The sequence below is a fragment of the Streptomyces sp. NPDC050509 genome, assembly GCF_044457965.1.
GTDB lineage: Bacteria > Actinomycetota > Actinomycetes > Streptomycetales > Streptomycetaceae > Streptomyces.
Genome location: NZ_JBITHL010000005.1, coordinates 512,466 through 536,976, shown reverse-complemented (window position 1 = coordinate 536,976; position 24,511 = coordinate 512,466). Strand labels below are relative to the sequence as shown.

The 24,511-nt window shown below is 71.5% G+C and carries 24 protein-coding genes; 9 read left to right on the top strand and 15 right to left on the bottom strand.

Annotated elements, in window-relative coordinates; all coding sequences use genetic code 11:
• Positions 1-49 precede the first annotated feature (49 nt).
• Positions 50-1,015 (top strand): hypothetical protein, encoded by a 966-nt coding sequence (locus ACIBJC_RS17925; protein WP_399293050.1) that lies wholly within the window; start codon positions 50-52, stop codon positions 1,013-1,015.
• 77 nt (positions 1,016-1,092) lie between these two features.
• Here the strand turns inward: ACIBJC_RS17925 and ACIBJC_RS17920 are convergent, their stop codons facing one another.
• Positions 1,093-1,449 carry a thioredoxin family protein gene (locus ACIBJC_RS17920; protein WP_399293047.1) on the bottom strand — a complete coding sequence of 119 codons (357 nt, stop codon included), beginning with the start codon at positions 1,447-1,449 and terminating at the stop codon, positions 1,093-1,095.
• Positions 1,446-1,901: a MerR family transcriptional regulator gene (locus tag ACIBJC_RS17915; protein ID WP_399293045.1), complete on the bottom strand. Its 456-nt coding sequence runs from the start codon at positions 1,899-1,901 to the stop codon at positions 1,446-1,448. Before ACIBJC_RS17915 ends, ACIBJC_RS17920 begins: the two co-directional genes overlap by 4 nt.
• Before the next feature lie 236 nt (positions 1,902-2,137).
• Here ACIBJC_RS17915 and ACIBJC_RS17910 point away from each other — a divergent pair, with 236 nt between their 5' ends.
• Positions 2,138-3,601, top strand: coding sequence for a glycoside hydrolase family 16 protein (locus ACIBJC_RS17910; protein ID WP_399293043.1), 1,464 nt, complete (start codon positions 2,138-2,140; stop codon positions 3,599-3,601).
• A 108-nt stretch (positions 3,602-3,709) separates the two neighbouring features.
• Here the strand turns inward: ACIBJC_RS17910 and ACIBJC_RS17905 are convergent, their stop codons facing one another.
• From ACIBJC_RS17905 to ACIBJC_RS17895, 3 genes are all read right to left on the bottom strand, one after another.
• Entirely contained in the window at positions 3,710-4,744 is a 1,035-nt protein-coding gene (locus tag ACIBJC_RS17905) for an alcohol dehydrogenase catalytic domain-containing protein (protein WP_399293041.1), read from the bottom strand.
• Between the two features lie 63 nt (positions 4,745-4,807).
• Positions 4,808-5,794, bottom strand: a complete 987-nt coding sequence (locus ACIBJC_RS17900; RefSeq protein WP_399293039.1) for a zinc-binding alcohol dehydrogenase family protein — start codon at positions 5,792-5,794, stop codon at positions 4,808-4,810.
• A 66-nt stretch (positions 5,795-5,860) separates the two neighbouring features.
• The gene (locus tag ACIBJC_RS17895; protein WP_399293037.1) at positions 5,861-6,280 is read right to left on the bottom strand and encodes a cupin domain-containing protein; all 420 of its coding nucleotides are present in this window, start codon (positions 6,278-6,280) and stop codon (positions 5,861-5,863) included.
• A gap of 424 nt (positions 6,281-6,704) precedes the next feature.
• Here ACIBJC_RS17895 and ACIBJC_RS17890 point away from each other — a divergent pair, with 424 nt between their 5' ends.
• Positions 6,705-7,556, top strand: coding sequence for a helix-turn-helix domain-containing protein (locus ACIBJC_RS17890; protein ID WP_399293035.1), 852 nt, complete (start codon positions 6,705-6,707; stop codon positions 7,554-7,556).
• Positions 7,557-7,593: 37 nt separating this feature from the next.
• Here ACIBJC_RS17890 and ACIBJC_RS17885 read toward each other — a convergent pair whose 3' ends face one another.
• From ACIBJC_RS17885 to ACIBJC_RS17875, 3 genes are read right to left on the bottom strand one after another with little or no spacing between them, the layout of a single operon-like run.
• Entirely contained in the window at positions 7,594-9,222 is a 1,629-nt protein-coding gene (locus ACIBJC_RS17885; protein ID WP_399293033.1) for a serine/threonine-protein kinase, read from the bottom strand.
• 49 nt (positions 9,223-9,271) lie between these two features.
• On the bottom strand, positions 9,272-9,484 hold the full coding sequence (locus tag ACIBJC_RS17880; protein WP_399293031.1) for a DUF397 domain-containing protein: 213 nt from the start codon (positions 9,482-9,484) through the stop codon (positions 9,272-9,274).
• Complete coding sequence (locus tag ACIBJC_RS17875) at positions 9,484-10,512, bottom strand: helix-turn-helix domain-containing protein (RefSeq protein ID WP_399293029.1); 1,029 nt, start codon at positions 10,510-10,512, stop codon at positions 9,484-9,486. Before ACIBJC_RS17875 ends, ACIBJC_RS17880 begins: the two co-directional genes overlap by 1 nt.
• A 108-nt stretch (positions 10,513-10,620) precedes the next feature.
• Between ACIBJC_RS17875 and ACIBJC_RS17870 the strand changes: the two genes are divergently transcribed.
• Together ACIBJC_RS17870 and ACIBJC_RS17865 are read left to right on the top strand one after the other, a co-directional pair.
• Entirely contained in the window at positions 10,621-11,064 is a 444-nt protein-coding gene (locus ACIBJC_RS17870) for an ATP-binding protein (protein ID WP_399293027.1), read from the top strand.
• The gene (locus ACIBJC_RS17865) at positions 11,061-11,525 is read left to right on the top strand and encodes a DUF6415 family natural product biosynthesis protein (RefSeq protein ID WP_399293025.1); all 465 of its coding nucleotides are present in this window, start codon (positions 11,061-11,063) and stop codon (positions 11,523-11,525) included. Before ACIBJC_RS17870 ends, ACIBJC_RS17865 begins: the two co-directional genes overlap by 4 nt.
• Before the next feature lie 1,065 nt (positions 11,526-12,590).
• Here ACIBJC_RS17865 and ACIBJC_RS17860 read toward each other — a convergent pair.
• The gene (locus ACIBJC_RS17860) at positions 12,591-13,610 is read right to left on the bottom strand and encodes an NAD(P)-dependent alcohol dehydrogenase (protein ID WP_399293023.1); all 1,020 of its coding nucleotides are present in this window, start codon (positions 13,608-13,610) and stop codon (positions 12,591-12,593) included.
• Positions 13,611-13,741: 131 nt separating this feature from the next.
• On the opposite strand from ACIBJC_RS17860, the gene ACIBJC_RS17855 reads away from it, so the two are divergent.
• Positions 13,742-14,314: a TetR family transcriptional regulator gene (locus ACIBJC_RS17855; RefSeq protein ID WP_399293022.1), complete on the top strand. Its 573-nt coding sequence runs from the start codon at positions 13,742-13,744 to the stop codon at positions 14,312-14,314.
• A gap of 4 nt (positions 14,315-14,318) precedes the next feature.
• On the opposite strand, the gene ACIBJC_RS17850 is transcribed toward ACIBJC_RS17855, so the two are convergent.
• Both ACIBJC_RS17850 and ACIBJC_RS17845 read right to left on the bottom strand, forming a co-directional pair.
• Complete coding sequence (locus ACIBJC_RS17850) at positions 14,319-15,362, bottom strand: zinc-dependent alcohol dehydrogenase family protein (RefSeq protein WP_399293020.1); 1,044 nt, start codon at positions 15,360-15,362, stop codon at positions 14,319-14,321.
• Positions 15,363-15,461: 99 nt separating this feature from the next.
• Positions 15,462-15,782, bottom strand: coding sequence for a hypothetical protein (locus tag ACIBJC_RS17845; protein WP_399293018.1), 321 nt, complete (start codon positions 15,780-15,782; stop codon positions 15,462-15,464).
• Between the two features lie 371 nt (positions 15,783-16,153).
• On the opposite strand from ACIBJC_RS17845, the gene ACIBJC_RS17840 reads away from it, so the two are divergent.
• Entirely contained in the window at positions 16,154-17,335 is a 1,182-nt protein-coding gene (locus tag ACIBJC_RS17840) for a Cmx/CmrA family chloramphenicol efflux MFS transporter (RefSeq protein ID WP_399293016.1), read from the top strand.
• Here ACIBJC_RS17840 and ACIBJC_RS17835 read toward each other — a convergent pair.
• Positions 17,310-17,960 (bottom strand): SAM-dependent methyltransferase, encoded by a 651-nt coding sequence (locus ACIBJC_RS17835; RefSeq protein ID WP_399293014.1) that lies wholly within the window; start codon positions 17,958-17,960, stop codon positions 17,310-17,312. The genes ACIBJC_RS17840 and ACIBJC_RS17835 overlap by 26 nt on opposite strands.
• A 74-nt stretch (positions 17,961-18,034) precedes the next feature.
• A complete protein-coding gene (locus tag ACIBJC_RS17830) occupies positions 18,035-19,129 on the bottom strand; it encodes an NAD(P)/FAD-dependent oxidoreductase (protein WP_399293012.1) in 1,095 nt (364 codons plus the stop codon).
• Positions 19,130-19,330: 201 nt separating this feature from the next.
• On the opposite strand from ACIBJC_RS17830, the gene ACIBJC_RS17825 reads away from it, so the two are divergent.
• Complete coding sequence (locus ACIBJC_RS17825) at positions 19,331-20,545, top strand: cytochrome P450 (protein ID WP_399293216.1); 1,215 nt, start codon at positions 19,331-19,333, stop codon at positions 20,543-20,545.
• Positions 20,546-20,568: 23 nt separating this feature from the next.
• Here ACIBJC_RS17825 and ACIBJC_RS17820 read toward each other — a convergent pair whose 3' ends face one another.
• Complete coding sequence (locus ACIBJC_RS17820) at positions 20,569-21,210, bottom strand: TetR/AcrR family transcriptional regulator C-terminal domain-containing protein (protein ID WP_399293010.1); 642 nt, start codon at positions 21,208-21,210, stop codon at positions 20,569-20,571.
• A gap of 57 nt (positions 21,211-21,267) precedes the next feature.
• Between ACIBJC_RS17820 and ACIBJC_RS17815 the strand changes: the two genes are divergently transcribed.
• A complete protein-coding gene (locus ACIBJC_RS17815) occupies positions 21,268-22,872 on the top strand; it encodes an FAD-dependent monooxygenase (protein WP_399293009.1) in 1,605 nt (534 codons plus the stop codon).
• 177 nt (positions 22,873-23,049) lie between these two features.
• On the opposite strand, the gene ACIBJC_RS17810 is transcribed toward ACIBJC_RS17815, so the two are convergent.
• Entirely contained in the window at positions 23,050-24,432 is a 1,383-nt protein-coding gene (locus ACIBJC_RS17810; protein WP_399293007.1) for a cation:dicarboxylate symporter family transporter, read from the bottom strand.
• Between the last annotated feature and the right edge of the window lie 79 nt (positions 24,433-24,511).

The following is a 24,511-nucleotide window of genomic DNA, read 5'->3' as shown; positions in this document are numbered from 1 at the left end:
ACGGGCGACCGTTCCCCCGGGCACCGCCCGTCGGTAAGGGTGTGGCGAGATGAGAGCGCCGAGGCACACCCGCGAAGAAGTACGGGGCGACGGAAGGCACGGAGGGCGTGGACCTGTCCGGCCTCCCGCCCGCGCCCTGTCCCCGGAGCAGTCGTCCGGCCCGCGGACGCCGCTGTCCGATCCGACCACGCTGTCCTACGTCCAGTCCACCGCCGGCAACTCCGTCGCGGTACAGATGCTGCGCGGCGACGGACGGAACTCCGCCGAGGAGCCGGCCGTCCAGCGCGTGCCCACGGAAACGGCGGCGGCGCCGGAGCCGCGATCGGTGTTCCACTTCGACTCGGACTCCGAGACGGAATCGGAGACGGAGACCGCGACCGCGACGAAGCCCGACGCCGACGCCCTGACTCCCGAGCAGGAGGCCCGGCTGCCGTACCACAAGAGCCTGAGGGCGCTGCGGACGGTGATCCGGAAGGGCATGATCGCGCCGGAGGCACAGGACAAGAAGTGGACCGTCAAGGCGAAGATCGATCCCGGTGCGCCCTGGACGAGCAGCGAGTTCCGCGACGAGGGCGAGGTGGGACACGTCTGGCTCGAAGTCACCTCCCCGCTCGGTGAGTCGACCGAGTTCGGGTTCTATCCGCAGACGCCCTCCCCGTTCCTCAGCGTTCCCGGGGTGATCATCTGCCCCGACGGGCACGGGGGCGACAAGGAGCAGAAGACCGCGAGCGTCGGGCTCGAACAGGTGCTCCAGGGGTACCAGGCGGCGTTCGCCAGGAAGGACGCCAAGTACAACCTCACCCTGTACAACTGCGCCAGCTTCGCCTCCGACGTCTGGGAGGCCATGACCGGCAGGCCGCTGCCGAAGGGCCTGCTCATCTCCAACCCGGCGGCCGCCTCGGACTCGATCAAATCCGAACGTGATCTGCGCGCGGCGTACGGCGACAAGCGGAACGACGACACAGAAGACCTGATCGAGATGCTGACCTCCGGGCACATCCCGCCGGCCATGTGAGACCGGCGGTGCGCGGCCGACGGGGCCGGGCGAGGCGGTCGGACCCGTCGGCTCCGGTGGGCGGCCGGCGGCTCCCGTCAGCTCCGGTGGGCGGCCGGCGGGAGTACGTCCTCCAGCTCCCGCAGCAGCGTGCGCTTCGCGCGGGCGCCGACCATGGATTTCACCGGCTCGCCCGCCTGGAACACCATCAGGGTCGGCATCGAGAGGACGCCGTACCGCGCCGTGGTCGCCGGATTGGTGTCCACGTCGAGCTGGACGATCCTGATCCGGCCGCGCTCCTCCTCGGCCACGGCGCTCAGGACCGGCGCGATCTGGCGGCACGGCGGGCACCAGTCGGCGGTGAACTCCACCAGGACCGGCAGGCTCGCCTCCCCCAGCACCTTCTCGTCGAAGTCCGCGTCGGTCACGGAGTCGACGCCCTTGATCTGGATCATCTCTCATCCCCTTCGTTCGTCCATGGGTACGTTCGTTCGTCCATGGGTACGGCCGTCATCGCGCACAGCGGCTCCGTCTCCGCCGCCAACGCCTCCGCCCGGAACGCCTCGGCGCGCGCGAGCTGTTCGCCCACCTGGGCCCGTACGGAGACGAGCTGGTCGATCAGGCCGTCCAGCTCGGTCAGCTTGCGCCGGTACACGTCGAGCGAGGCGGGGCAGGAGTCCCCGGCCGGATGCCCGGCGCGCAGGCACTCGACGAACGGCCGCGTCTCCTCCAGGTCGAACCCGAAGTCCTGGAGGGTCCTGATCTGCCGGAGGAGCCGCAGATCGCTCTCGTCGTACGCGCGGTAGCCGTTCACCGCACGCCGCGCGGGCAGCAGCCCGCGCGATTCGTAGTACCGCAGGGCCCGGGTGGTGGTCCCGGCCCGCCTCGCCAGCTCACCGATGCGCATGACACCGACCGTAATCCTTGACGCCGACGTCAAGGCAACGCCCGGGACGGGACGGGACAGGACAGGAGAGGGCAGGGAGAAGGAGAGGGCGGGGACGGGGACGGGAGCAGTCGCGATCCATTGACGATCGGCCGGGGCGCCGCTACAAGACGTACTGATAGCACTGAGAGCGCTCTCACTCCTCGTGGCGACCTCGCCTGAACCATCCCCCGCACCATCCGTACCGGAGGTGTTCCTTGAGCACGAGCCACATAAGACGCACGTCCCGCACGCCCGTCCTCGCCGCGCTCATCGCCCTGGTCGTCGCCCTGGCAGGCTTCGTCGGCGTCACCGGCGCGGGCACCGCCCAGGGCGCCATCCCGCCCGCGCCCGGCTGGACCCTCCAGTGGAGCGACGACTTCAACGGTTCGGCAGGCGCCCCGCCCTCCGCCGCCAACTGGCAGACCGACACGGGCCACAGCTATCCCGGCGGGCCCGCCAACTGGGGCACCGGCGAGGTCCAGAACTACACCGCGAACGCGAACAACCTCAGCCTCGACGGCAACGGCAACCTCCGGATCACCCCGCTGCGGGACGGCGCGGGCAACTGGACCTCGGCCCGGATCGAGACCCAGCGCGCCGACTTCAAGGCTCCGGCGGGCGGCACGCTCCGCATGGAGGGCCGCATCCAGATGCCGAACGTGACGGGCAGCGCCGCGCTCGGCTACTGGCCCGCGTTCTGGGCGCTCGGCTCCCCGTACCGGGGCAACTACTGGAACTGGCCGGCCACCGGTGAGTTCGACATCATGGAGAACGTCAACGGCCTCAACTCGGTCTGGGGCGTGCTGCATTGCGGCGTCAACCCGGGCGGCCCCTGCAACGAGACGACCGGCCTCGGCGCCAGCAGGGCCTGCCCCGGGTCGAGTTGCCAGTCCGCCTTCCACACCTACCGCTTCGAGTGGGACCGCACGGCCACCCCGAACCAACTGCGCTGGTACGTGGACGACCAGCTCTTCCACTCCATCAGCCAGAACCAGATGGACGCCGCGACCTGGTCCAGCATGACCGACCACGCCGGGTACTTCATCCTGCTCAACGTCGCGATCGGCGGCGCGTTCCCCGACGCGCTCGGCGGGCAGACCCCGACCGCGGCGACCGTCCCCGGCCACCCGATGCTCGTCGACTACGTGGCCGTGTGGACCAGCGGCGGCAGCACGCCGCCCACCGATCCCCCGACCGATCCCCCCACCGGCTCCTCCACGCTGTACGCGCGTACGGGCGGCGGCCTCGGCGACTCCACCGGCTCCGCCGCGACGGCGACGATCGCCTCGGCGGGCGGCGTCAACCACGACGGTACGGTGAGCAATCCGCAGGTCTTCACCTCCGGCGCCCTCACCCGGACGTACAACGGCGGCGCCACGCAGTTCGACCTCTCCGTGGACGCGGGCACCTCGGTCGGCAACGGCCAGCAGGTGCGGGTGAGTTACGACCGTACGGGCGACGGCACCTGGGACCGTACGGAGACGTACCAGTACTTCGCGACCGACCCCGTCGCCGGGTACGAGCACTACACGCAGGCGCGGGGGCTGAAGTCGGCCACCGGATCCCACGGAAACCTGGTCAACGGCAAGGTCCGTATCGAGGTCTGGAACGCCATCGGCAACGGCGCGAGCACGCTCGGCATCGGCAACCAGTCGGTGGTACGGATCCCGTTCGGCTGACGCGACGCCGTACGGGGACGGGAACGGGACAGAGCTGTCCCCGTCCCTGTACCCGTCCCCGTATGGCCTCCGCGCCCTCCGCCGGCGTTTTCCCCGGCCCGTGACCGGTCAGGGAGTGACGAGGACCTTCAGGGCCTCGCGCTGGTCCATGGCGTGGTATCCCTCCGGGGTGTCCTCCAGGGTGACGGTACGGTCGAAGACGCGGCCGGGTTCGACGGTGCCGTCCAGGACGGCGGGGAGCAGTGCGTCGATGTAGGCGCGTACGGGGGCCGGGCCGCCGGTGAGGGTGACGTTCGGGCCGAAGAGGCTGCCGAAGCCGACCGGGGCGTCCTCGTACTGGGGGACGCCGACGCGGCTGATGACACCGCCGGGGCGGACGGCGCCGATCGCCATCTCGTAGGCGGGCATGTGGCCCACGGCTTCGAGTACGGCTCGGCTGCCCTGGCCGCCGGTCAGTTCGCGGACCTTGGCGATGCCCTCCTCGCCGCGCTCCGCGACGACATCGGTGGCGCCGAAGAAGCGTCCGAGGTCGGTACGGCTCTGGTGGCGGCCCATGAGGATGATCCGTTCGGCGCCGAGCTGCTTGGCGGACAGGACGGCGAGCAGTCCGACGGCGCCGTCCCCGATGACGGTGACGGTGTCGCCGTCCCGCACCCGGGCCTGGTGGGCGGCGTGGTAGCCGGTGCCGTAGACGTCCGCGAGCGTCAGCAGTCCGGGCAGCAGCGCCTCGTCGACGCCCTTGGGGAGCTTGACCAGGGTGCCCTGGGCCTGCGGGACACGGACGGCCTCGGCCTGGCAGCCGCCGATCCCGGCGGCGAAGAAACCGCCCTGGGGGCAGGAGGTGTGCAGGCCCTCGCGACACAGCTCGCAGGTGTTGTCGGCGTACGCGAACGGCGACACGACCAGGTCGCCACGGCGAAGGCCGGTCACCTCGGAGCCGACCTCCTCGACGGTGCCGAGGAACTCGTGCCCCATGGGCGCGGGCCCGTCGGCGGCCGTCATGGTGTGGTACGGGTGCAGGTCGCTGCCGCACACGCAGGACCGTACGATCCGCACGATCGCGTCGGTGGGCTGCTCGATGACCGGGTCGGGGGCGTCCTGGACGCGTACGTCACCGGCTTTGTACATGAAGGTGGCCCGCATGGGGACAACTCGCTTTCTCTCGTGGCTCGTGGTGGGGGTGCCGACGCGGCGCACGCGGAACGGTCAGGGAACGGTGAGGACGATCTTTCCCTGGGCCCGGTGGGAGCGGAGGCGTCCGGCGGCCTCGGCGGCGGTGTCGAAGGTGAGGGTGGTGTCGACCACCGGGCGTATCCGCCCGTCGGCGACGGCGGGCAGCAGCTCCCGGCCCGCGGCGGCGAGGACTCCGCCGAGTTCGGCGGCCCGGGAGAAGCCGAAGGACACGCCCCGGACGCGCAGCCGGCGGTAGGCCAGGGCGTCGAGATCGAGGGTGGAGGCCGGCCCGTCGAGGCGGCCGACGTTGACCACGGCGCCGCCGGCGCGGGTGGCCGGGAGGCACGCGGCGAAGGTCGCGCCGCCGACATGGTCCAGCGCCACGTCCACGCCCTCCCCGCCGGTGGCGGCCGACACGGCCCGGGTCAGGTCCTGTTCGCCGGTGACGACGACGGTGTCCGCCCCGTACTCCGTGAGCAGGTCGCGCTTGGCCGGGTCACGGGTGGTGGCGACGATCCGGCTCGCGCCCAGGACCCGGGCGGCCTGTACGCCGATCAGGCCGATGCCGGAGGTGGCACCGGTGATCAGCACCGACTGCCCGGCCCGGAACCCGGCCGCGGTGAGGGCGCCGTGCTCGGTGAGCAGTCCGGTGGGCAGCGCGCACGCCGTCCCGTACGCGAGTGGGCCGGGGACGGGCAGGGTGTGCCGGTGGTCGGCCCGTACGTACTCGGCGAAGCTGCCCGGCGTCGTCCCCATCACCCGGTCGCCCACGGCGGGCACCGCGACGCCGTCGCCGACGGCGGTGACCTCACCGGCGAACTCGAAGCCCGCCCGGTACTCCTCGCCGCTGCCGCCGGAGGACGGGTCGGCGGCGGCGAGCATGACCGCGTCCGCGTTGTTGAGCGCCACCGCGTGGGCACGCACCACGACCTGCCCGGGGCCCGGCCGGGGTACGGGGATCCGGCGCGGCGCCCACTCCGGTCCGGCGCCGCCGAACAGGGCGGTCATCGTGGACGGCATGAACGGTCTCCTTCGTGTGTCGTACGGGCGTACGGGGTGGGGGGTCTGCCGGGGGGTACGGGCGTGTCAGTGGGAGCGGGTGCGCGGGCCGGTGTACTGCGCGTCGGTGGTCTTCTCCAGCCAGGTCGTCTCCGGCCGGTCGTCACCGGGGGCCGGGGCCTCCCACAGGGCCAGGTGCTCCATGAAGCGGTCCTCGGTGGCCCCGTGCCAGTGCTCCTCGCCGGGCGGACAGGTGACCGTCTCACCGGGGCGGGCCTCGAAGACCGTGCCGTCGCGGGTACCGATCAGGGCCGCACCGGCGACGACGTGCAGGGTCTGGCCGACGGCGTGATGGTGCCAGGCGGTACGGGCACCGGGCGCGAAGCGCACCATGTTGACGCGCATCCGGGAGGGCCCGGTACCGGCGTACAGGGCGTCGAACCACACATCCCCGGTGAACCACTCCTCCGGGCCCTTGCCGGTGGCCTGCTGTTCCACGAACTTCATCTCGCGCTGTTCCTCTCGTCCTGTCGCGGGTCGTCCGGTCGCGGGTCGTCCGGTCGCGGGTCGTCCGGTCGCGGGTCGTCCGGTCGCGGGTCGTCCGGTCGCGGGCGACGGCACCCTGTCGGTGTCACCTCGCCCGGCGCCTGCACACGGGAGACCTCTTTCGGGAGGCCTCTTTCCCGTGCCGGATCCCGTAGCGGATTGCGGATTCCGCATCGGCCTTTCGGATCCGCCCATTCGGCGGCGTCCGTTCACCGGCATCCAGGCGACCGGCCGGCCGGTCGTACGACAGGTCTCCACGTGTTCTGCTCCCAGGTTCGCACTCGCGCGTGCCGCCGTGGAGAGGAGAGTTTCCTCCTGGGAGAGGAACATCCTGGGAGAGTTTTCTCCCCCTCACACGAAGGCCGCTCACTGTCACACTGGGGGCATGAGTCCGACACCGCATCTCAACGAGCTCGGCGAGTTCCTCAAGGCCCGCCGGGCGGAGCTGAGCCCGCGCGCGGTGGGCCTGCCCGAGAGCTCGGGTCCGCGCAGGGTGGCCGGGCTGCGCAGGGAGGAGGTCGCCCAGCTCGCGGCGATCTCCACGGACTACTACACCCGGCTGGAGCAGGGCCGTATGCCCGCCTCGGCGCCCGTACTGAGCGCGGTGGCCGAGGCACTGCACCTCGACGAGGATCAGCGCCGCTATCTCTTCGGCCTGGCCGGGAAGGAGACCGCGAAGCCCCGCCGCCGTGCCCTGCAAAAGGTGCAGCCGCAATTGCGCAGGGTTCTGGACGACCTCACGGCGACACCGGCCGTCGTGATGGGCCGGCGCATGGATGTCATCGCCTGGAATCCACTCGCGGCGGCGCTGGTCACCGATTTCTCCGCCGTCCCGGAGAAGCACCGTAATTACGTCCGCATTCTGTTCACCGATCCCGCGATGCGCACGCTGTACGCCGACTGGAAAGGCGTCGCACGCACCAGCGTCGCGCAATTGCGCATGGAGGCGGCGAAGTATCCGGACGACCCCCGGCTGACCGCCCTGGTCGGTGAGCTGTCCGTCCAGGACGCGGACTTCCGCCAGTGGTGGGCCGCGCACCATGTCGCCACCCTGAGCGTCGGCATGAAGGTGCTCCACCATCCGGTCGTCGGCGAACTCGCCCTGGAATGGGACACGTTGACCGCCACCACCGACCCCGATCAGCAACTGGTCGTCTGGACCGCCGAGGTCGGCTCCCCCACCGGCGAACGGCTGCGCCTCCTCGCCTCCTGGTCCGCCGACACCTCACGCATCTGACCCGGCCCGGCCCCACCGGAGCGCTCCGCACCGAGGCTCAGGACGTCGCCGGGTGCACCTTCATGACCTTGCCCTTGCTGTCGGCCTCCAGATAGCCGCTGTCGTACGCGTTCGTGAGGTAGAGCGTCAGGCCCGCCGGCGAGCCGAGGAGCGAGTTCGGCTGTCTGATCAGGAGATAGCGCGAGGTCGGCTTGTCGACGTTCAGGTCCTTCGCCGCCCGCTTGAGCAGCGCGGGGACCGCGTCCCAGTCGAACGCGTCCATGCTCACCGGCTGTTGACCTCCGACGAGCTTTCCGCTGCTCGGCCCCTTGGACACTCCCTCGCCCACGCGGTACGTGTACGTGTCGTACCGCTTGTCGCTGCCCTTGACCATGCCCTGCGCGGAGACGAAGGTCTGGTACACGGAGAAGCTGCCCACCTGGGCGGTGCCCATCTCCGCCTTGAGCGCCTTGGTCGCGGTACGGATCCCGGCCGGCGTCAGCAGATCCCGCTCGGCCTCCGGAGACCCCGACGAGGCCCCTGAAGTCCCGGGCTGCCCGGTCGAGTCGAGCGCGTTCGGCCAGGTCAGATCGCCCATGCCCGGCAGCAGGTTCCACAGGAGGACGCCGGTCAGCGCCGTACCGGCGAGCGAGGACCCGATCGCGACCCTGCGGGCCACCCGGGACCGCCCGTTCCCCGGCACCGGGACGGCCGGTCGCGGAACGTCGCCGTACGGCACGGTGGTACGCGGAACAGCCCCGGACTGGACCGCGTCCTGAGGCGTCACCGCCGGAGGCGCCAGACGGTACGACGTCGTTTCCGGCTTCCCGGATTCCGGCTCCGCCGCCCCGCGCACCACGGCCGCCAGCATGCCGTCCACGGCCTCCGCGTCCGGCCGCCCGGCCGGATCCCGTACGAGCACGGCGTTGAGGACGGCGGTCAGCGGCCCGGCCTTGACGGGCGGCGGCAGCGGCTCCTTGAGCACGGCGGCGAGCGTGGCCAGAGTCGACCCCTTCCGCAGCGGATGCCGGCCCTCCACGGCCACGTACAGCATCATCGCCAGCGACCACAGATCGGAGCCTGGCCCGCCGTCGTCCCCACTGATCCGCTCGGGGGCCATGTAGTCGGGGGTGCCGATGATGGACCCGGTCGCGGTCAGCGCGGTCGCCTCCCGGATCGCGGCGATCCCGAAGTCGGTGAGAACGGGCCGGCCGTCCGGCCGCAGCAGCACGTTCGCGGGCTTCACATCGCGGTGCTGAATGCCCGCACCGTGCGCCGCCCGCAACGCGGCCAGCACTTCCCGCCCCAACTCGGCCGCCTCGACCGGCTCCATCGGCCCCCGGGCCAGCCGGTCATGGAGCGTCCCGCCCATGACCAGCTCCATCACGATCCAGGGGTACGGATACGCGTCACTGTCCACGACATGGTGAATGGTCACGACGTTGGGATGGTTGACCCGCGCCAGCGCACGGGCCTCCCGCAACACCCGGGCCCGCAACAGATGCGCGGCCTCCGGGTCGTACTCGGCCAGCGCCGGATCGAGCAGGCGCATCTCCTTCAGCGCGACGGCCCGGTCCAGCACCACATCCCGGGCACGCCACACCGTCCCCATCCCACCCCCGCCGAGCCGCGCCTCCAGCTCGAACCGGCCGTCGATGACCCGTCTGCCGCTCTCCCCGTCACTCATGGCCGGGAGCATACGAGACGTCGGTATCCGGCCGATGGGTGGCCGGTACCTACGGCCGGGCGCAGACGGCCCCGACGAAGGCGGCCCACGCGGGGCCGGTGAAGACGAAGGCGGGGCCGTGGGGGTTCTTGGAGTCGCGCACGGCTATGGCCCCGGCCGGGAGGCGGGCGCCTTCGACGCAGTCGCCATTGCCGTCATTGCAGTAACTGGACTTGAACCAGCAGACACAGGCCAGCCCGTCAGCCACGGCCACCGTAGGCATCAAAGCTCCTCCATTACATTCTTGATCAGCTTCAAGGATTCTTCCGGCCCAGGAGCCATGGCTTGCAGGTCGTTGAACGCGTTCTCATACAGTTCTACGTCAGCGTCACGCCTCAGCACCCAGTGATCGGCCAGGTGTTCCAGGTGCACGATCGGCTTGAGTGCGAAGTCATCTCGAAACCGAAAGCTTGAGAAGGCACCGTTCATACACCGATGAACACCGGCCTCAAAAGGAACCACTTGGACCGTGATATTCGGCGCGGACGCAGCTTCGATGATGTGGGCGAGCTGCGCCTTCATGACCGACGGCCCCCCGACTTGACGCCGGATAACACCCTCGCCGACGATCGCGGCGTACCTCAGCGGCGGTTTTCGAAGCAAGATCTCCTGCCGAGTCAACCTCAGCTCGACCATGCGGTCGATCTCCTCATCGGGTCGGCCACAATTGGCATGCTGATGGAGCACCCGCGCATAATCCGCTGTCTGGAGCAGACCGGGGACGTACTCCGACTGATACGTGTGCACAACGGAAGCCGAGGACTCCATGCCGAAGAGCGCCCTGTTGCCGGGGTTGAGAAGTGGCCGAAACGCTGTCGCCTGCCACCACTCCCGCTTCGTCTTGGTGACTACGGCGTAATCCTTGAGCTGCCTGGCAGTCTCCTCATCGACCCCGTAGATCTGGCAGAGCGCCATGACGTCCGCAGGCTCAACCGTTGCGTTCTCTCCCGTCTCCAGCCGGGTCAGCTTGGACGGGCTCCAAATGAGCTTCTTGACGACCTGAGTTGACGTCAGCCCCCTCTTGAGCCGGATCTGCCGCAGCTCACTGCCCAGTTGCAGTCGGCACAGAGTGGGGGTTGCCGCCTGCGTGTCCGTCATCATCTGCTGTCCTCTCCTGGCACTGCACGACAGAACGTTCTGCGTTTCCTCGGGAACTACCGAACGGCGGGCTAACGGCCAGCGCATGAGCAGGAATTCACGACAGAACCTGCTCTCACAATTTCGCCAGAACACTTCCGGGGCTACCGCCACGATGCGAGGCTATACCCGCCACTCACGCAGCGCAGCCGTTTCACTCCATAACGTGAGCACACTCCGCGCTGCGACGGCACCCCGAAGGTTCGACCGTAAGGACTCTCGATGCCTCCCTCCACCCAGAGCGCAACTCCCCCTCCCGTCACCTCCGTCGAGATACGGGACGCTCTGCGGCTGAGCCTCACCTTCCGCGCCCACCCCCACCGCGTCGCGCACATGCGGCGCATCGCCGGCACGGTGCTCCGCCAGGACGACATCGGCGGTGACGCGGTCGCGACCGTACAACTCCTGGTCAGCGAGATCGTCACCAACGCGGTGGTCCACGGGAAGGCGGAGCGGGTGCGGTTCTCGCTGTCGTACGACCGAACCGGCATCGTGCTGATCGAGGTGGACGACCACTCCCCCGCCCCCGTCGCCGTGCGTCTGCCCGGCCCCGACGAGGAGAGCGGGCGGGGCATGTTCCTGGTCTCCGAGCTGGCGCGGGCCTGGGGCAGGCGCGGTTCGTGTACGTGGTGCACCGTCGCCACGCGGGAGGTGGCGGCCGGATGACGCTCACGCCCCGCACCCCTGGCGCCCATTGGCACAACCATGCCGATCCGCGCTTCACGTCCGATGCGAACACACTGCGACGCCTGCGCGCCGCGCTGAGCCGGTGGCGCCTCCAGGAACGGCCGGTCGCCGAAGGCGACCCGGCGCCCCCGATCGACGTGGCGACCATCTCCCGCACCGTGGACGAGGCCCTTGACCAGCGCACCGCCCTCCCCGAGCGTGAATGGGTCGACGCCACCGTGTTCCTTCTGCGCGGCCACCTCGAACTGCTCGTACGCGAGTACCGAGGCACCACCGACACAGCTGCCGTGCGGCAACTGCACCGCGACGCCTATAAGTTGCTCGAACTCGGCAGACGGTTCGGCGCCGACACACCGCCCCTCCACCTCTACGAGCTGATGCTCGCCCTGGCCACCACCGCGCACGCATTCCTCGCCCTGCACCAGAGGGGCCGGGCCTGACGTGTGGTGCGGTGGGTGGAGGTTCGGGCGGGGTCTGTCGGGGTGGGCCGGTGGTGAGTTGGGCGCCGTAGCCCGCCCCCTCCCTGGTTCGATGATCGCGGCTCCGGGGTGTGCGTCAAGGGCGCTCCTGCGTCGCGTCGGCTCCGCCGATGGCCTCCGGCCACCCTTGACCCACACCCCTCCACCGCTGGAAAAGGCGTGGGGAGGGGGCGGGGGGAGGGGTCCCCTGGGAAACACCGATGTCCCTGGGGTCGGTCCCAGGCTTGCGGTCGGCTCGCCCTGCGGGGCGCGCGGTAGTGGAGTGGGGTGGTGGCGCGTCTCGTCAAGCGTCCGTCGACCGGTCGTGCGCTGGGCTTCATGCCCCGCTGGTCATTCGCCGTGGGTGGGGCCGGTGGTGAATGCGGCGTGGAGCGGGGCGACTTGGCGGAGAGGGCCCACTTGGCGGAGCCGGGGTGGTGGGGTGCCGGGGCGGAATGCGGTGCGGGAAGACCGATCGGGGGCTACCGTACCCAAAAAGCATGCGTTATGCCCCAGTTTGCCCCGGCTGATTGGGGGGTTGGCTCCGTTGTTCCGCTACTGCGCGCAGCCAGCGCACCTATGCGGGACTCCCAGCACACACTCCCCCGTTGCACACCCCTCCCGCCCCACACATCACATCCGCCCCGACTCCACCCGGCCTCCCCACCCACGGCGAGTGACCAGCGGGGCATGAAGCCCAACCGTCATCCGGTCGACGGACGCTTGACGAGACGCGTCACCGCCCCACTCCACTACCGCGCGCCCCGCAGGGCGAGCCGACCCGCAAGCCTGGAACGGAGCGGGAGTGCAGCCGTGTTTCCCAGGGGACCCCTCCCCCCCGCCCCCTCCCCACGCCTTTTCCAGCGGCGCAGGGGTGTGAGTCAAGGGTGGCCGGAGGCCATCGGCGCAGCCGACGCGACGCAGGAGCGCCCTTGACGCACACCCCGGAGCCGCGATCATCGAACCAGGGAGGGGGCGGGCTACGGCGCCCAACTCACCACCGACCCACCCCGACAAGCCAGCCCGAACCCCCACCCCCCAAGCCCCTCAGAGCTCCAGCACCGCGCGGTAGCGCGCGCGTCCGTGTCGTACGTGGGCGAGCGCTTCGTCCATGCGTGCGACGGGGAACGTCTCGACCTCTGGCCGGATATCGTGCCGTGCCGCGAAGTCGAGCATCTGGCGGTTCTCGGTGGGTGAGCCGGGGATGCCGCCGACCAGCTTCTTCTCGCCCGGCAGCAGGCTCAGCGCGTCGACGCTCAGCGCCTCGTGCGGGAGGCCGACGACGCACAGCGTCCCGTGCGGGCGCAGCGTCGCGAGGTAGGCGTCCCACGGCAGATCGGCGGTGGCCGCCGAGAGGACGAAGTCGAACGAGTCGGCGATCGGGTCGAGTCCGTCGCTCGCCGCGTGGAACGCGTGCGCGCCGAAGCGGCGGGCGTCCGCCGCCTTCTCCGGGGTCGAGGAGATGGCCGTGACGTGACAGCCCCACTTCGCCAGGAACTGGATCGCCAGGTGGCCGAGGCCGCCCACCCCGATCACGGCGACGCGGTCCGTCGGGCGGACTCCGTGTCGCAGCAGTGGCGCGAACACCGTCGCGCCGGCGCACAGCAGGGGCCCGGCCTGTTCGGGGCCGATGGCGTCGGGGAGGGGGTAGACGTGCCGCCAGTCGCTCGCGCGTACCTGGGTGGCGAACCCGCCGCCTTCGCCCCGGAACACGGTCTGGTCCTTGTCGGGGCACAGGTACTGCCGCCCATCGAGGCACCACTCGCAGGCGAAGCACGACCCCGCGATGGCGCCGACGCCCACGCGCTGCCCGACCGCCAGGCGCGTACCGTCGACCGCGCTGCCCAGGGCCCGGAGGACGCCGACCGCCTCGTGGCCCGCGACGATCGGGTATCCGGTGATGCCGTGCACGTCGTCCAGCATGTCCACGTCCGTACGGCAGATGCCGCAGTGGGTCACGTCGACCGCGACCTCCAGGGGGCCCAGGGGCCCGGGCTCGTACTCCCGCATACGCACGGGGCCGCCTGGCTGTTCCACCGCGTACGCGCGCACTGTCGTCACCGTCATCGGTTGCCGCCTTCCATGAGCTCCCACGAGCTTTCACGAGCTTTCACACAGGAAACTAACTAGTTGGTTTTGCGTGACCGTAGACGCCGCCGCCCCCTGACCGCAACTAACCGGTTGGTAAACTGCTCCGCGTGTCCCCCGCCAAAGCTGACGCCACCCGTCGCCGTCTCCTCGACGCGGCCACGGCCGACTTCGCCGCGCACGGCATCGCGGGCGCCCGTGTCGACCGCATCTCGGCCGCAGCGGGTGTCAACAAGGCGCAGCTCTACGCCTACTTCGGCGACAAGCTCGCCCTCTTCGACGCCGTCTTCGGTGTGCACGCGGACGCCGTTGTCGACGCCGCGCCGTTCACGGCCGACGATCTCCCCGGCTACGCCCTGGGGCTGTACGACGCCTGTGTCCGGCGGCCCGAGCTGGTCAGGCTGGTCACGTGGGCGCGGCTCGAAGGCGTGAGCACCGAGAAGCGGGGGATCAACACTCCGGCGGGCGCTGCCAAGCTGCGGGCGATCGGCGAGGCGCAGCGCGACGGCCTCGTCCTCGCCTCGATCGCCCCGCAGGATGTGCTCGCGCTGCTGATGTCCATGGCGATGACCTGGTCGTCCGCCGGCCTGTCCGGCGCGGCGGCTGAGGACGCGCCGCCCGCCGAGCACGAGCGGCGCAGGCGGGCGCTGGCCGAGGCGGTGTCCAGGGCCTTCGTCCTGTGAAGCCCTACGGGGCGGTGTGCGGGGTGATGACGGTGATGCCCGCGGCCGAGCCGTCGCTCAGCGCGGCCAGGGCGGCGGGGGCCGAGTCCAGGGGGATGGTCGTGGACACCAGCAGGTCGGGGCGGAGCGTGCCCGCGTCGATCTGGCGCATCATCTCCGGGTAGGCGTGGGCGGCCATGCCGTGGCTGCCCAGGATTTCGAGTTCGCGGGCGACGACGTGGGCCATCGGTACGGGCGTACGGTCCGCCGGGAGCAGGCCGACCTGTACGTGCCGGCCCCGGGTCCGCAGGCCCTTCACGGACGCCGCGCAGGTCGCCGCCGAGCCGAGTGTGTCGAGGGAGACGTGCGCGCCGCCGCCCGTCGCCGCCCGTACGGCGGACGCCGTGTCGGGGACCGCCCCGGCGTTCACGCACACCGACGCGCCGAACTTCCTGGCCAGCTCCAGGGCGCCCGGGGTGACATCGACGGCGACCACGCGCGCGCCCGCCGCCACCGCGATCATCACGGCGGAGAGGCCGACCCCGCCGCAGCCGTGGACCGCGACCCACTCGCCGGGGCGGGTGCGGCCCTGGGCGACGACGGCGCGGTAGGCGGTGGCGAAGCGGCAGCCGAGGGCCGCCGCCGTGGCGAACGACAGGGTGTCGGGGACGGCGACGAGGTTGGTGTCCGCGCGGGGCACGGTGACGTACTCCGCGAACGATCCCCAGTAGGTGAATCCGGGCTGCTCCTGGCGCTCGCAGACCTGCTGGTCACCGGCGACGCACGCCGCGCACGTACCGCAGGCGCAGACGAAGGGGACCGTGACCCGGTCTCCCACACGCCAGTTCGCGACGTCGCCCCCCACCGCCACCACACGCCCGGCGAGTTCATGGCCGGGCACATGGGGCAGGGCGATCCCTTCGTCGTGGCCCATCCAGCCGTGCCAGTCGCTGCGGCACAGGCCGGTCGCCTCGACCCGTACGACCACACCGGCCGGGGCGGGCTCCGGGTCGGGAACGTTCCGTACCTCGGGCAGTTGCCCGAACTCCTCGAACACCACGGCCCGCACGCGCACCACTCACCTTTCCCGATGGTCCCGGACGCCCATTGGACCACCCGGAGCCCCCGGAGCCGCCGGAACCGGCGCCGCGTCGTACCCCCGCCCGCCTCAGAGCACGGCCATGAGCACGACGGTCGGCGCCAGGGTCAGCAGCGTACTGGCCGGCCAGTACAACCGGGAGGCCATCGGAATCCTGCGCCGCACGGGGTAGTTGGCGAGCCACCAGAGCAGGGCGAACCCGACCACCACGGGCACGATGATCACCAGCCACAGGAGCATCCCGTCGTTCTCCGTCGGCTCCCGCTGGGTCCATCCGAGGTCGGCGAGCGGCCCGTTCGCGGCGAAGTACCAGCACAGAAAGATCGGTACGACCGCGGGAACGCCCAGCAGCAGGTTCACCACCACGGACGTCAACGACCATTTCCACATGGGGTCAGTATGGGTCAGCCGTCCGGTCCGCCGGGAAATGAGGTGGACGGGGCGTACGGGTGCTGGTTACGGTGCCGTCATGTCCAGCCCTGAGGCGTCAAGACTCTAGCCACCGGCCGTCCGGTGGCGAGTCCGCGTGTGCCCGGCCGTAGCGCCGGCACGTCTCCATGTACCCGCATGACGTACCCACGTGACGTATCCCCGTGATGCATCCACGTGCTGTCTCCACGCGTACATGCGCTGTCGCGACTCCCGCTCCTCCCCACCTCACCGGATCCGCCGGGCCCGCGCACACCTGCCGTCCACCGGCCGGTGCGCGATGACATGCGGTCATTTCCACGCTTTCCACGATGTGGTGACGGAGTCTCGTTGTGCCTTTTGCTCTCTACCTGCTCGGACTGGCGGTTTTCGCCCAGGGGACGTCCGAGTTCATGCTCTCCGGCCTCGGGCCGGACATCGCGCGCGATCTACAGGTGTCCATTCCGGCCGCCGGCTCGCTGACCTCGGCGTTCGCCGTGGGGATGGTGGTCGGCGCGCCGTTGATGGCGGTGGTGAGCCGCCGCTGGTCGCGGCGGCGCGCGCTGCTGCTCTTTCTGGTGACCTTCCTGGTGGTCCATGTCGTCGGGGCGCTCACCACGAGCTATGCCGTACTGCTCGTCACGCGGGTCGTCGGGGCGCTGGCCAATGCCGGGTTCCTGGCGGTGGCGCTGGTGACGGCGGTCGCGATGGTCGACCGTACGAAGACAGGACGGGCCACCTCGGCGCTGCTCGGCGGTGTGACCATGGCGTGTGTCGTGGGTGTGCCCGCCGGTGCGGTGCTGGGGCAGGTCTGGGGGTGGCGCTCGGCGTTCTGGGCGGTGGCCCTGGTGTCGGTGCCGGCCGTCTTCGCGATCCTGCGGGCCGTACCGTCGTCGAGCGCCGCTCCGACCGCGGGCGCGGCCGGGGGTGTGCGTGCGCGGGCCGAGTTCCGGGCGTTGCGTGAGCCGCGGCTGCTGGTCACGCTGGTGCTGGGCGCCCTGGTGAACGGCGCGACGTTCTGCACGTTCACCTATCTGTCCCCGCTGGTCACCTCCGTCACCGGGCTCGGCACGGTGTGGGTGCCCGTGATGCTGGCGCTGTTCGGGGTGGGCTCGTTCGTCGGGGTCACCGCCGGGGGCCGGATCGCCGACGTACGCCCTGTGCCGCTGCTGGTGGCGGGCGGCCTCGCGCTGGTGGCCGGCTGGGTCGTTCTCGCGGTGACGGCGGGGAGCCCGGCGGCGGTGACGGTGCTCGTCCTGGTTCAGGGGGCGCTGTCGTTCGCGGTCGGATCCACCCTGATCTCGCAGGCGCTGTACGCGGCGACGGGTGCGCCGACCCTGGCGGGCGGATTCGCGACGGCGGCCCTCAACGTGGGCGCCGCCGCCGGGCCGTGGTGCGGCGGGCTCGCCCTCGCGGCGGGGCACGGATTCCGCGCGCCGGTGTGGGTGAGCGCCGCGCTGGTGGCCCTGGCGCTCACCACGGCGGGGGCGGCGGCGACCACGGCGACGGTCAGGGGCGCGCGCGTCGGAGCTTGAGCGCGTTGTCCGTACGGGTGACCTGCTCGCCGTCCGGGGCGGTCTGGAGGCGTTCGTGCTCCGCGCTGAGCAGTACCTCCCACTGGCCTTCCGGGAGTTCGAGGGAGGCCAGGACCTCCTCGGGGGTGGGGAGGTGCACGTTCGGCGGGTTCGGGTCCCAGGACGGGAAGCCCGCGTGGCCGACGATCAGCAGGGTGCCGCCCGGGGCCACGGACGCGGCGGCGGCGCGCAGGATCCGTTCACGGGGGAACTCCTCGCTGGGCGAGTGCAGGAAATGGGCCGAGACGAGGTCGAATCCGCCCGTCGGGAAGGTGGCCGTGAGGTCGTGCCACTGCCAGTCGATACGGTCGGCCACCCCCGCGTCCGCCGCGTGCCGGGCCGCGCGGCCCAGGGCGACGCGGGAGATGTCGGTGGCCGTGACGTGCCAGCCGCGCTCCGCGAGCCAGACCGCGTCGGCCCCCTCGCCGCAGCCCAGGTCCAGGGCGCGGCCGGGCGGCAGGCCGGTGGTTTCACGGACCAGGACGGTGTTGGGCTCGCCGCTCCAGATCCGCTCGCCGACCCCGTAGCGGCCGTCCCAGAACTCCTCGTGGGACCCGCCCGGGGCGATGGTGTGGTGGTCCTGCATGCGTGTGGCTCCCCTTGTGCTTCGCGTTGTTCGTCACGGACAGGAAATGGGAAAGCGGACGACGGGGTGGACGGTCATGCCGCGCTGACGAGGGCCCGCCGCTCGGCGACGGCGCGGGCCGTCTCCTCGGCGATCAGGTCGGCGTTGATCATCGAAGCGGCGCGTACGGCCGCCGCGGCGGCCCCGATGACGGTCTCCGCCATGCCGGTGACGTTGCCGGCCACCCACACGCCCGGTATCGATGTCGCGCCGGAGGCGTCGGACGGCACGGTGGCGCCGATGACCTCTCCGGCCATCTCCTGGTCGGCCACGTCCAGGCCGAGCCCCTTGAGGAAGCCCGCGCGTGCGGTGAAGCGCGGTCCGGTCACCAGGGCGCCGCGGGGGATCACCCGGCCGCCGGCCAGGGTCACACCGGTGAGGCGGTCGTCGGTGACCTCCAGGGCGGCCACCTCGCCCTCGACCACGGCGACGCCCCGGGCCGCGAGCCGCTCGTACTCCTCGTCGGCGAGTTCGGGCCTGGTGTGCGTGAACAGGGTCACGTCGTCGGTCCACTGCCGCCACATCAGCGCCTGGTGGACGGCGAGCGGGCCGGTCGCCAGGACGCCGACGGGCTGGTCGCGGACCTCCCAGCCGTGGCAGTACGGGCAGTGCAGGACGTCGCGTCCCCAGCGCTCGGCCAGCCCGGGGACGGGGGGCAGCTCGTCCAGCAGGCCGGTGGTCACCAGCAGCCGGTCCGCCTCGACCGCGGTGCCGTCGGTGAGGACGACGCGGAAGCCTCCCGCGGGGGCCGGGGAGTCCGGATCCGAGTAGTCCGGGGCCGAGGAGTCCATGGGCAGGGAGTCCGGGGCCGGCGAGGCCGGGGCGTCCGGGGCCGGCAGGCGTTCCGCCGTGGCCACCTCGCCCTGAAGGATCTCGGCGCCGTACGCCGTCGCCTCCTCCCGGCCCAGGTCCAGCAGCCGCGCCGGGGCGGTCCCCTCGCGCCCCAGGTAGTTGTGGATGTGGTCCGCGGGGGCGTTGCGCGGGTGTCCCGCGTCGATCACCAGCACCGAGCGGCGCGCCCGGGCCAGGGTCAGGGCGCCGCTGAGTCCCGCCGCTCCTCCGCCGATGACCACGACCTCGTAGCGCTGTGCCCGCCGGGTCCCGTCCGCCTGTCCTTGTGGCTCAGTCATGTGCAGTACCTCCGTTCACGGAGATGGTCCGCCCGTACCCGGGGCCACGGCAAACACACTTGCCGATACCGCAAATATTCACGGACGGCGACTCATAGCCATTTGCCCGATAGCAGGCATATCCCCGATATGGGGGAGGTACGTATCCCTCGTTCCGTGACACCCGTTCAGAACACCGACGCGCCCGTGCTGGAGTACGCGATGACCGAGACCGGTACGACCGGTACGACCCCCACCTGCCCGTTCGACTTCAGCGAGGGCCTGGAGTTCGATCCCTCGCTCGCGGAGCTGATGAGCCGGGGGCCCGTCACCCGGATCCGGCTGCCGTACGGCGACGACGAGACCTGGCTCGTCACCGACTTCGACGAGGTACGGCAGGTGACGATCGATCAGCGGCTCAGCCGGGCCGGTGTCGTGGGGCACGACTATCCGCGGATGACCCCGGAGCCGATGGTCTTCGCCGAATCGCTCAACGTGCTGGACCCGCCCCGCTCCACCCGGCTGCGCCGGCTGGCCTCACAGGCGTTCACGAAGAGTGAGGTGGACCGGATGCGGCCCGCCGTCGAGGGGGTCGTGGACGAGTTGCTGGACGCCATGGCCGAGCAGGGACCGCCCGCCGATCTGGTGCGCCACCTGTCGGACGAGCTTCCGCAGCAGACCATCTGCTCGCTGCTCGGGATCGCGCCCGCCGACCGGCCGACGATGCAGCGGCACGCCCACAGCCTGCTGTCGACGGCCTCGGAGAAGGGGCAGGACGCCGCCGACGCCAAGCGGGAGCTGCGCACGTACTTCAGCACCCTGGTCACCGAGCGGCGGCGCGTCCCGGGTGACGATCTGATCAGCGTCCTGGCCGCCGCGAAGGACGGCGACGACGTCTTCGACGACCAGGATCTGGCGGTCATGTCGCTGACCCTGATGCTGAGCGGCCACGACACGGCGACGTGCCAGATCAGCAACATCGCCTATCTGCTGCTCACCCGGCCCGAGCTGATGGAGCGGGCGCGCGGCGGCGCGGAGAGCCTGTCCCGGCTGCTGGACGAACTGCTCCGCTACATCCCGTTCCGCAAGGGGGTCGGACTGCCGCGCATCGCGCTGGAGGACGTGGAGCTGGGCGGGGTGACGATCAAGGCGGGCGACTACGTCCAGGTCGCGTATCTGACGGCCAACCGCGATCCGAAGCGATTCGCGGAGCCGGACGTCATCGATCCGGACCGTCCGCCGACCCCGCACATGACATTCGGCTGGGGCGGCCACCGCTGTATCGCCGCCCCCCTGGCGATGGTGGAGCTGGAGGCGACGTTCACGGGGCTGCTGGCGCGCTTCCCGGACCTGCGGCTGGCGGTGCCGGCCGAGGATCTGACCTGGGACACGGAGACCATCCGGCGCTTCCCGCACACCCTGCCGGTGGCCTGGTAGCCGACCGGCACGCGGGCGCGGGGCTACGCACCCCGCCCCGCGGCCCTCAGTGAGCCCAGGATCAGCTCCAGCCCGTAGTCGAAGCGCTCGTCGAACGTCGCCTCCGTCAGGTGCGGCGCGCCCCGGCTCAGCTCGGGGTACTCCCCCGTGGCGAGCACCCGCGCGAGGCGGTCGCCGACCTCGTCCGGGGCCGCCTGCTCCTCCTGCGTCAACCCGAGCACGTAGTAGACGAGGGTGAAGCAGGCCCACGCGGCCTCGCGCTCCCCGAGCCCGCCCGCGCGCAGCGCCGCGACCAGCGCCTCGGCGCTGCACAGCGTCGCGGGCTCGGCGGCGTACGTCCCCGCCACGATCGCGGCTCCGTCGCGGTGGGCGAGCAGCGCGCGGCGGTAGCGGGTGGCCAGTTCGCGCACCCGGTCGTCCCAGGGCTCCGGCAGCCCGTCCAGGGGCATGGCGGCGACGATCGCGTCCGCCATCAGGTCCAGCAGCCCGGCCTTGGTCTTCACGTGCCAGAGCACGGTGTTCATCCGGACGCCCAGCCGGTCCGCGACCGCGCGTACCGACACCGCGTCGGCACCTTTCTCCGCGAGCAGGTCCAGCGCCGCGCGCGCCACGGCGGCGGGGTCGAGCCGGGCCCTGCCGGGGTCGACCGGTTGCTTTTTGGTCACTGACCTAGTCTACTCGTCCCGAGGCTATTGGTCAGTGACCAGGAAGTGAGGGGAACCATGGGGACCCTAGTACGGACCAGGGAAGAGGTGGTCGTCGTCGGCGGCGGCCCGGTCGGGCTGTGGCTGGCGGCGGAGCTGCGGCTCGGCGGCGCGTCCGTCACCGTCCTGGAGGCGCGGGCGGCCAGGGGCCCGCACTCCAGGGCGCTCACCGTCCATCCGCGCACCATCGAGAACCTGGCCATCCGCGGGATCGCGGAGCCGTTCCTCGCGGAAGGGGTACGCATCCCGGAAGGCCATTTCGGCGGGCTGACGGAGCGGATGGACTTCGCGGCGCTGGACACGCCGTTCCCGTTCACCCTCGCGCTCCCCCAGACCCGCACGGAGGAGCTGCTGGAGGCGCACGCGCGGGCGGCCGGAGCGCGGGTCCTGCGCGGCCACCGGGTGACCGGGCTCGCCCAGGAGGCGGACGGGGCGGAGGCAGCCCCGGAGACGGGCCCACAGGCCGGCTCAGGGACCGGCTCGGGCCCCGGGACCGGCTCGGGCTCAGAGGCCGGGGCGGGCTCGGTGACCGTGCAGGTGGAGGGGCCCGACGGTCCGTACGCCCTGGAGGCGGCGTACGTCGTCGGCTGCGACGGCACCCGCAGTACGGTGCGCTCCGCCGCGGGCATCGACTTCCCCGGCACCGACGCCACCGTCTGGGGGTGGCTCGGCGATGTCGTGCTGGACGACCCGCCCGCGGAGGTGGGCCTCACCGCGTGGGGCCCCCGGGGCGGGCTGCTCGCCGTGCGGCTCCCCGGCGGCCTGCACCGCTTCGTCGGGGCCACCCCGGAGGACTTCGGGGCCACCCCGGCCGGCGACCCCACCCTGGAGGAGCTGCGGACCAAGGTCGCGGGGATCACCGGCCGGGACTTCGGTATGCGCGACCCGGTCTGGCTCTCCCGGTTCGGCAACGCGACCCGGCAGGCCGCGCGCTACCGCGCCGGGCGGGTGCTGCTCGCGGGCGACGCCGCGCACATGCACTTCCCGTCCGGCGGCGTCGGCCTCAACGTGGGCATCCAGGACGCCACCAACCTGGGGTGGAAGCTGGCCGCGACCGTGCGGGGCACGGCGCCCGCGGCCCTGCTGGACAGCTACCACGACGAGCGGCACCCGGTCGGGGCCGAGCTGCTGGAGAGCACACGGGCGCAGACCGCCCTCATGACGGGCTTCTCGACGGAGGGGCTGGCGCTGCGCGCGTTCATCGGCGGGCGGATCGCGTCCGTACCGGCCTTCTCGAAAGACCTCGCCGAGCGGCTGTCCGGGCTGGCCGTGGCCTATCCGCCCGCGCCGGGCGACCCCGTACACCCGCTGACCGGGCGGCGCGCCCCCGACCTGGCGCTCGACCCGGCCGGTACGGGCGACACGGGCGGCCCGGGCGCCGAGGGCGCGGCCGGCCCGTACCGGCTGTTCGATCTGCTGCGCGACGGCCGGCACGTCCTGCTCGACCTCGCCGGAGGCGGAGCCGACGGGGGCGCACCCGAGACCCCGCCCGGCACCGTCCCGTACCGCGCCCGCCTCGCCTCCGCGCACCCCGGCTGGTCCGGCGTGCGCGCGGTGCTCGTACGCCCCGACGGCCATGTGGCCTGGGCGGCCGACGCCACCGTCCCGCCCACGCCCCGCTGAGCGGCACCCCGCCGCACATCACCCGCTGAACAGCGGACCGGCCCGTACGGAAGGCGTCTCCGTACGGGCCGGTCTTTCGCGGGGCCGGGGTCGGTGGGAAGTGGGGGGTGCCCCGGCCGGGGTTCCTCGTGGATCCGCGCGGCTCTCGGCGGCTCCACGCGGCCTACCGCGTCGGGGTCAGACGCCGGCCTTCTCGCCGTCGCGCGGCGCGGGCGCCGACTCCTTCGGCGCGGCGTCCGCGGCCGTACCGTCGTCGTGACCGCCGCCGTGGCCGTCGTCCACGAGCGTCTTCTCGTCGAACGGCCGGTTGCCCGCGAGGACCTCGGCGACCTGGTCCTTGTCGATCTCCTTCGTCCACGTACCGATCAGTACGGTGGCGACCGCGTTGCCCGCGAAGTTCGTCATCGCGCGCGCCTCGCTCATGAAGCGGTCGATGCCGACGATCAGGCCGACACCGTCGACCAGCTCGGGGCGGTGCGACTGGAGCCCGCCGGCCAGGGTCGCCAGACCCGCGCCGGTGACACCCGCCGCGCCCTTCGAGGCGATGATCATGAAGAGCAGCAGCGAGATCTGCTCCCCGATCGACAGCGGGTTACCCATCGCCTCGGCGATGAAGAGCGAGGACATCGTCAGGTAGATGGCGGTGCCGTCGAGGTTGAAGGAGTAGCCGGTCGGCACGGTGATGCCGACGACGGGCTTGCTGACACCCAGGTGCTCCATCTTCGCGATGAGGCGCGGCAGCGCCGACTCGGAGGAGGAGGTGGAGAGGATCAGCAGGAACTCGCGGCCCAGGTACTTCAGCAGCGAGAAGATGTTCATGCCCGCGACCAGGCGCAGCAGCGCGCCGAGGACCAGGAAGACGAAGAGCGCACAGGTGACGTAGAAGCCGATCATGATCATCGCGAGCGACTTCAGCGCGTCGATGCCCGTCTCGCCGACCACGGCGGCGATGGCGCCGAAGGCACCGACCGGAGCGGCCCACATGATCATCGCGAGGATGCGGAAGACCAGGCGCTGGATGTGCCCGATCCCGCGCAGGATCGGCTCGCCGGACTTGCCCATCGCCTGGATCGCGAAGCCCGCGAGCAGGGCGATCAGCAGGGTCTGGAGGACCGAGCCCTCGGTGAAGGACGAGACCATCGTCTTCGGGATGATGCTGAGGAGGAAGTCCGAGGTGGTCTCGCTCGCGCCTTCGGCCTGGGCCGCGCCGACGCCCTTGCTGGCCTCCGTGATGTGGAGACCCGCACCGGGCTGGAGAATGTTGCCGACGAGCAGGCCGATGCCGAGCGCGGCGGTCGACATCAGCATGAAGTAGCCGAGGGCGAGGCCGCCGACCGCGCCGACCTTGGCGGCCTTCCTGACGGATCCGACGCCCAGCACGATGGTGCAGAAGATGACTGGCGAGATCATCATCTTGATGAGGTTGACGAAGCCGGTACCGAGCGGCTTCAGCTCGACGGCCACCCCGGGAGCCGCGAAGCCCACCGTGATGCCGAGTACCACGGCTGCGATCACCGCTATGTACAGAAAGTGGGTACGGTCCCGCTTTGCTGCGGCCACGGGTCCTCCTTGACTCGTCCCTGCGTTCCCCCATCCCTGTCCGAGGGGTCCCGGTGACTATCCACCACCGTTGTGACGC

Coding starts and splice junctions, on each gene's coding strand:
- ACIBJC_RS17925 (WP_399293050.1), top strand. CDS start 50: ATGAGAGCGCCGAGGCACACCCGCGAAGAAGTACGGGGCGACGGAAGG.
- ACIBJC_RS17920 (WP_399293047.1), bottom strand. CDS start 1,449: ATGATCCAGATCAAGGGCGTCGACTCCGTGACCGACGCGGACTTCGAC.
- ACIBJC_RS17915 (WP_399293045.1), bottom strand. CDS start 1,901: ATGCGCATCGGTGAGCTGGCGAGGCGGGCCGGGACCACCACCCGGGCC.
- ACIBJC_RS17905 (WP_399293041.1), bottom strand. CDS start 4,744: ATGCGGGCCACCTTCATGTACAAAGCCGGTGACGTACGCGTCCAGGAC.
- ACIBJC_RS17900 (WP_399293039.1), bottom strand. CDS start 5,794: ATGCCGTCCACGATGACCGCCCTGTTCGGCGGCGCCGGACCGGAGTGG.
- ACIBJC_RS17895 (WP_399293037.1), bottom strand. CDS start 6,280: ATGAAGTTCGTGGAACAGCAGGCCACCGGCAAGGGCCCGGAGGAGTGG.
- ACIBJC_RS17890 (WP_399293035.1), top strand. CDS start 6,705: ATGAGTCCGACACCGCATCTCAACGAGCTCGGCGAGTTCCTCAAGGCC.
- ACIBJC_RS17885 (WP_399293033.1), bottom strand. CDS start 9,222: ATGAGTGACGGGGAGAGCGGCAGACGGGTCATCGACGGCCGGTTCGAG.
- ACIBJC_RS17880 (WP_399293031.1), bottom strand. CDS start 9,484: ATGCCTACGGTGGCCGTGGCTGACGGGCTGGCCTGTGTCTGCTGGTTC.
- ACIBJC_RS17870 (WP_399293027.1), top strand. CDS start 10,621: ATGCCTCCCTCCACCCAGAGCGCAACTCCCCCTCCCGTCACCTCCGTC.
- ACIBJC_RS17865 (WP_399293025.1), top strand. CDS start 11,061: ATGACGCTCACGCCCCGCACCCCTGGCGCCCATTGGCACAACCATGCC.
- ACIBJC_RS17860 (WP_399293023.1), bottom strand. CDS start 13,610: ATGACGGTGACGACAGTGCGCGCGTACGCGGTGGAACAGCCAGGCGGC.
- ACIBJC_RS17845 (WP_399293018.1), bottom strand. CDS start 15,782: ATGTGGAAATGGTCGTTGACGTCCGTGGTGGTGAACCTGCTGCTGGGC.
- ACIBJC_RS17835 (WP_399293014.1), bottom strand. CDS start 17,960: ATGCAGGACCACCACACCATCGCCCCGGGCGGGTCCCACGAGGAGTTC.
- ACIBJC_RS17830 (WP_399293012.1), bottom strand. CDS start 19,129: ATGACTGAGCCACAAGGACAGGCGGACGGGACCCGGCGGGCACAGCGC.
- ACIBJC_RS17825 (WP_399293216.1), top strand. CDS start 19,331: ATGACCGAGACCGGTACGACCGGTACGACCCCCACCTGCCCGTTCGAC.
- ACIBJC_RS17815 (WP_399293009.1), top strand. CDS start 21,268: ATGGGGACCCTAGTACGGACCAGGGAAGAGGTGGTCGTCGTCGGCGGC.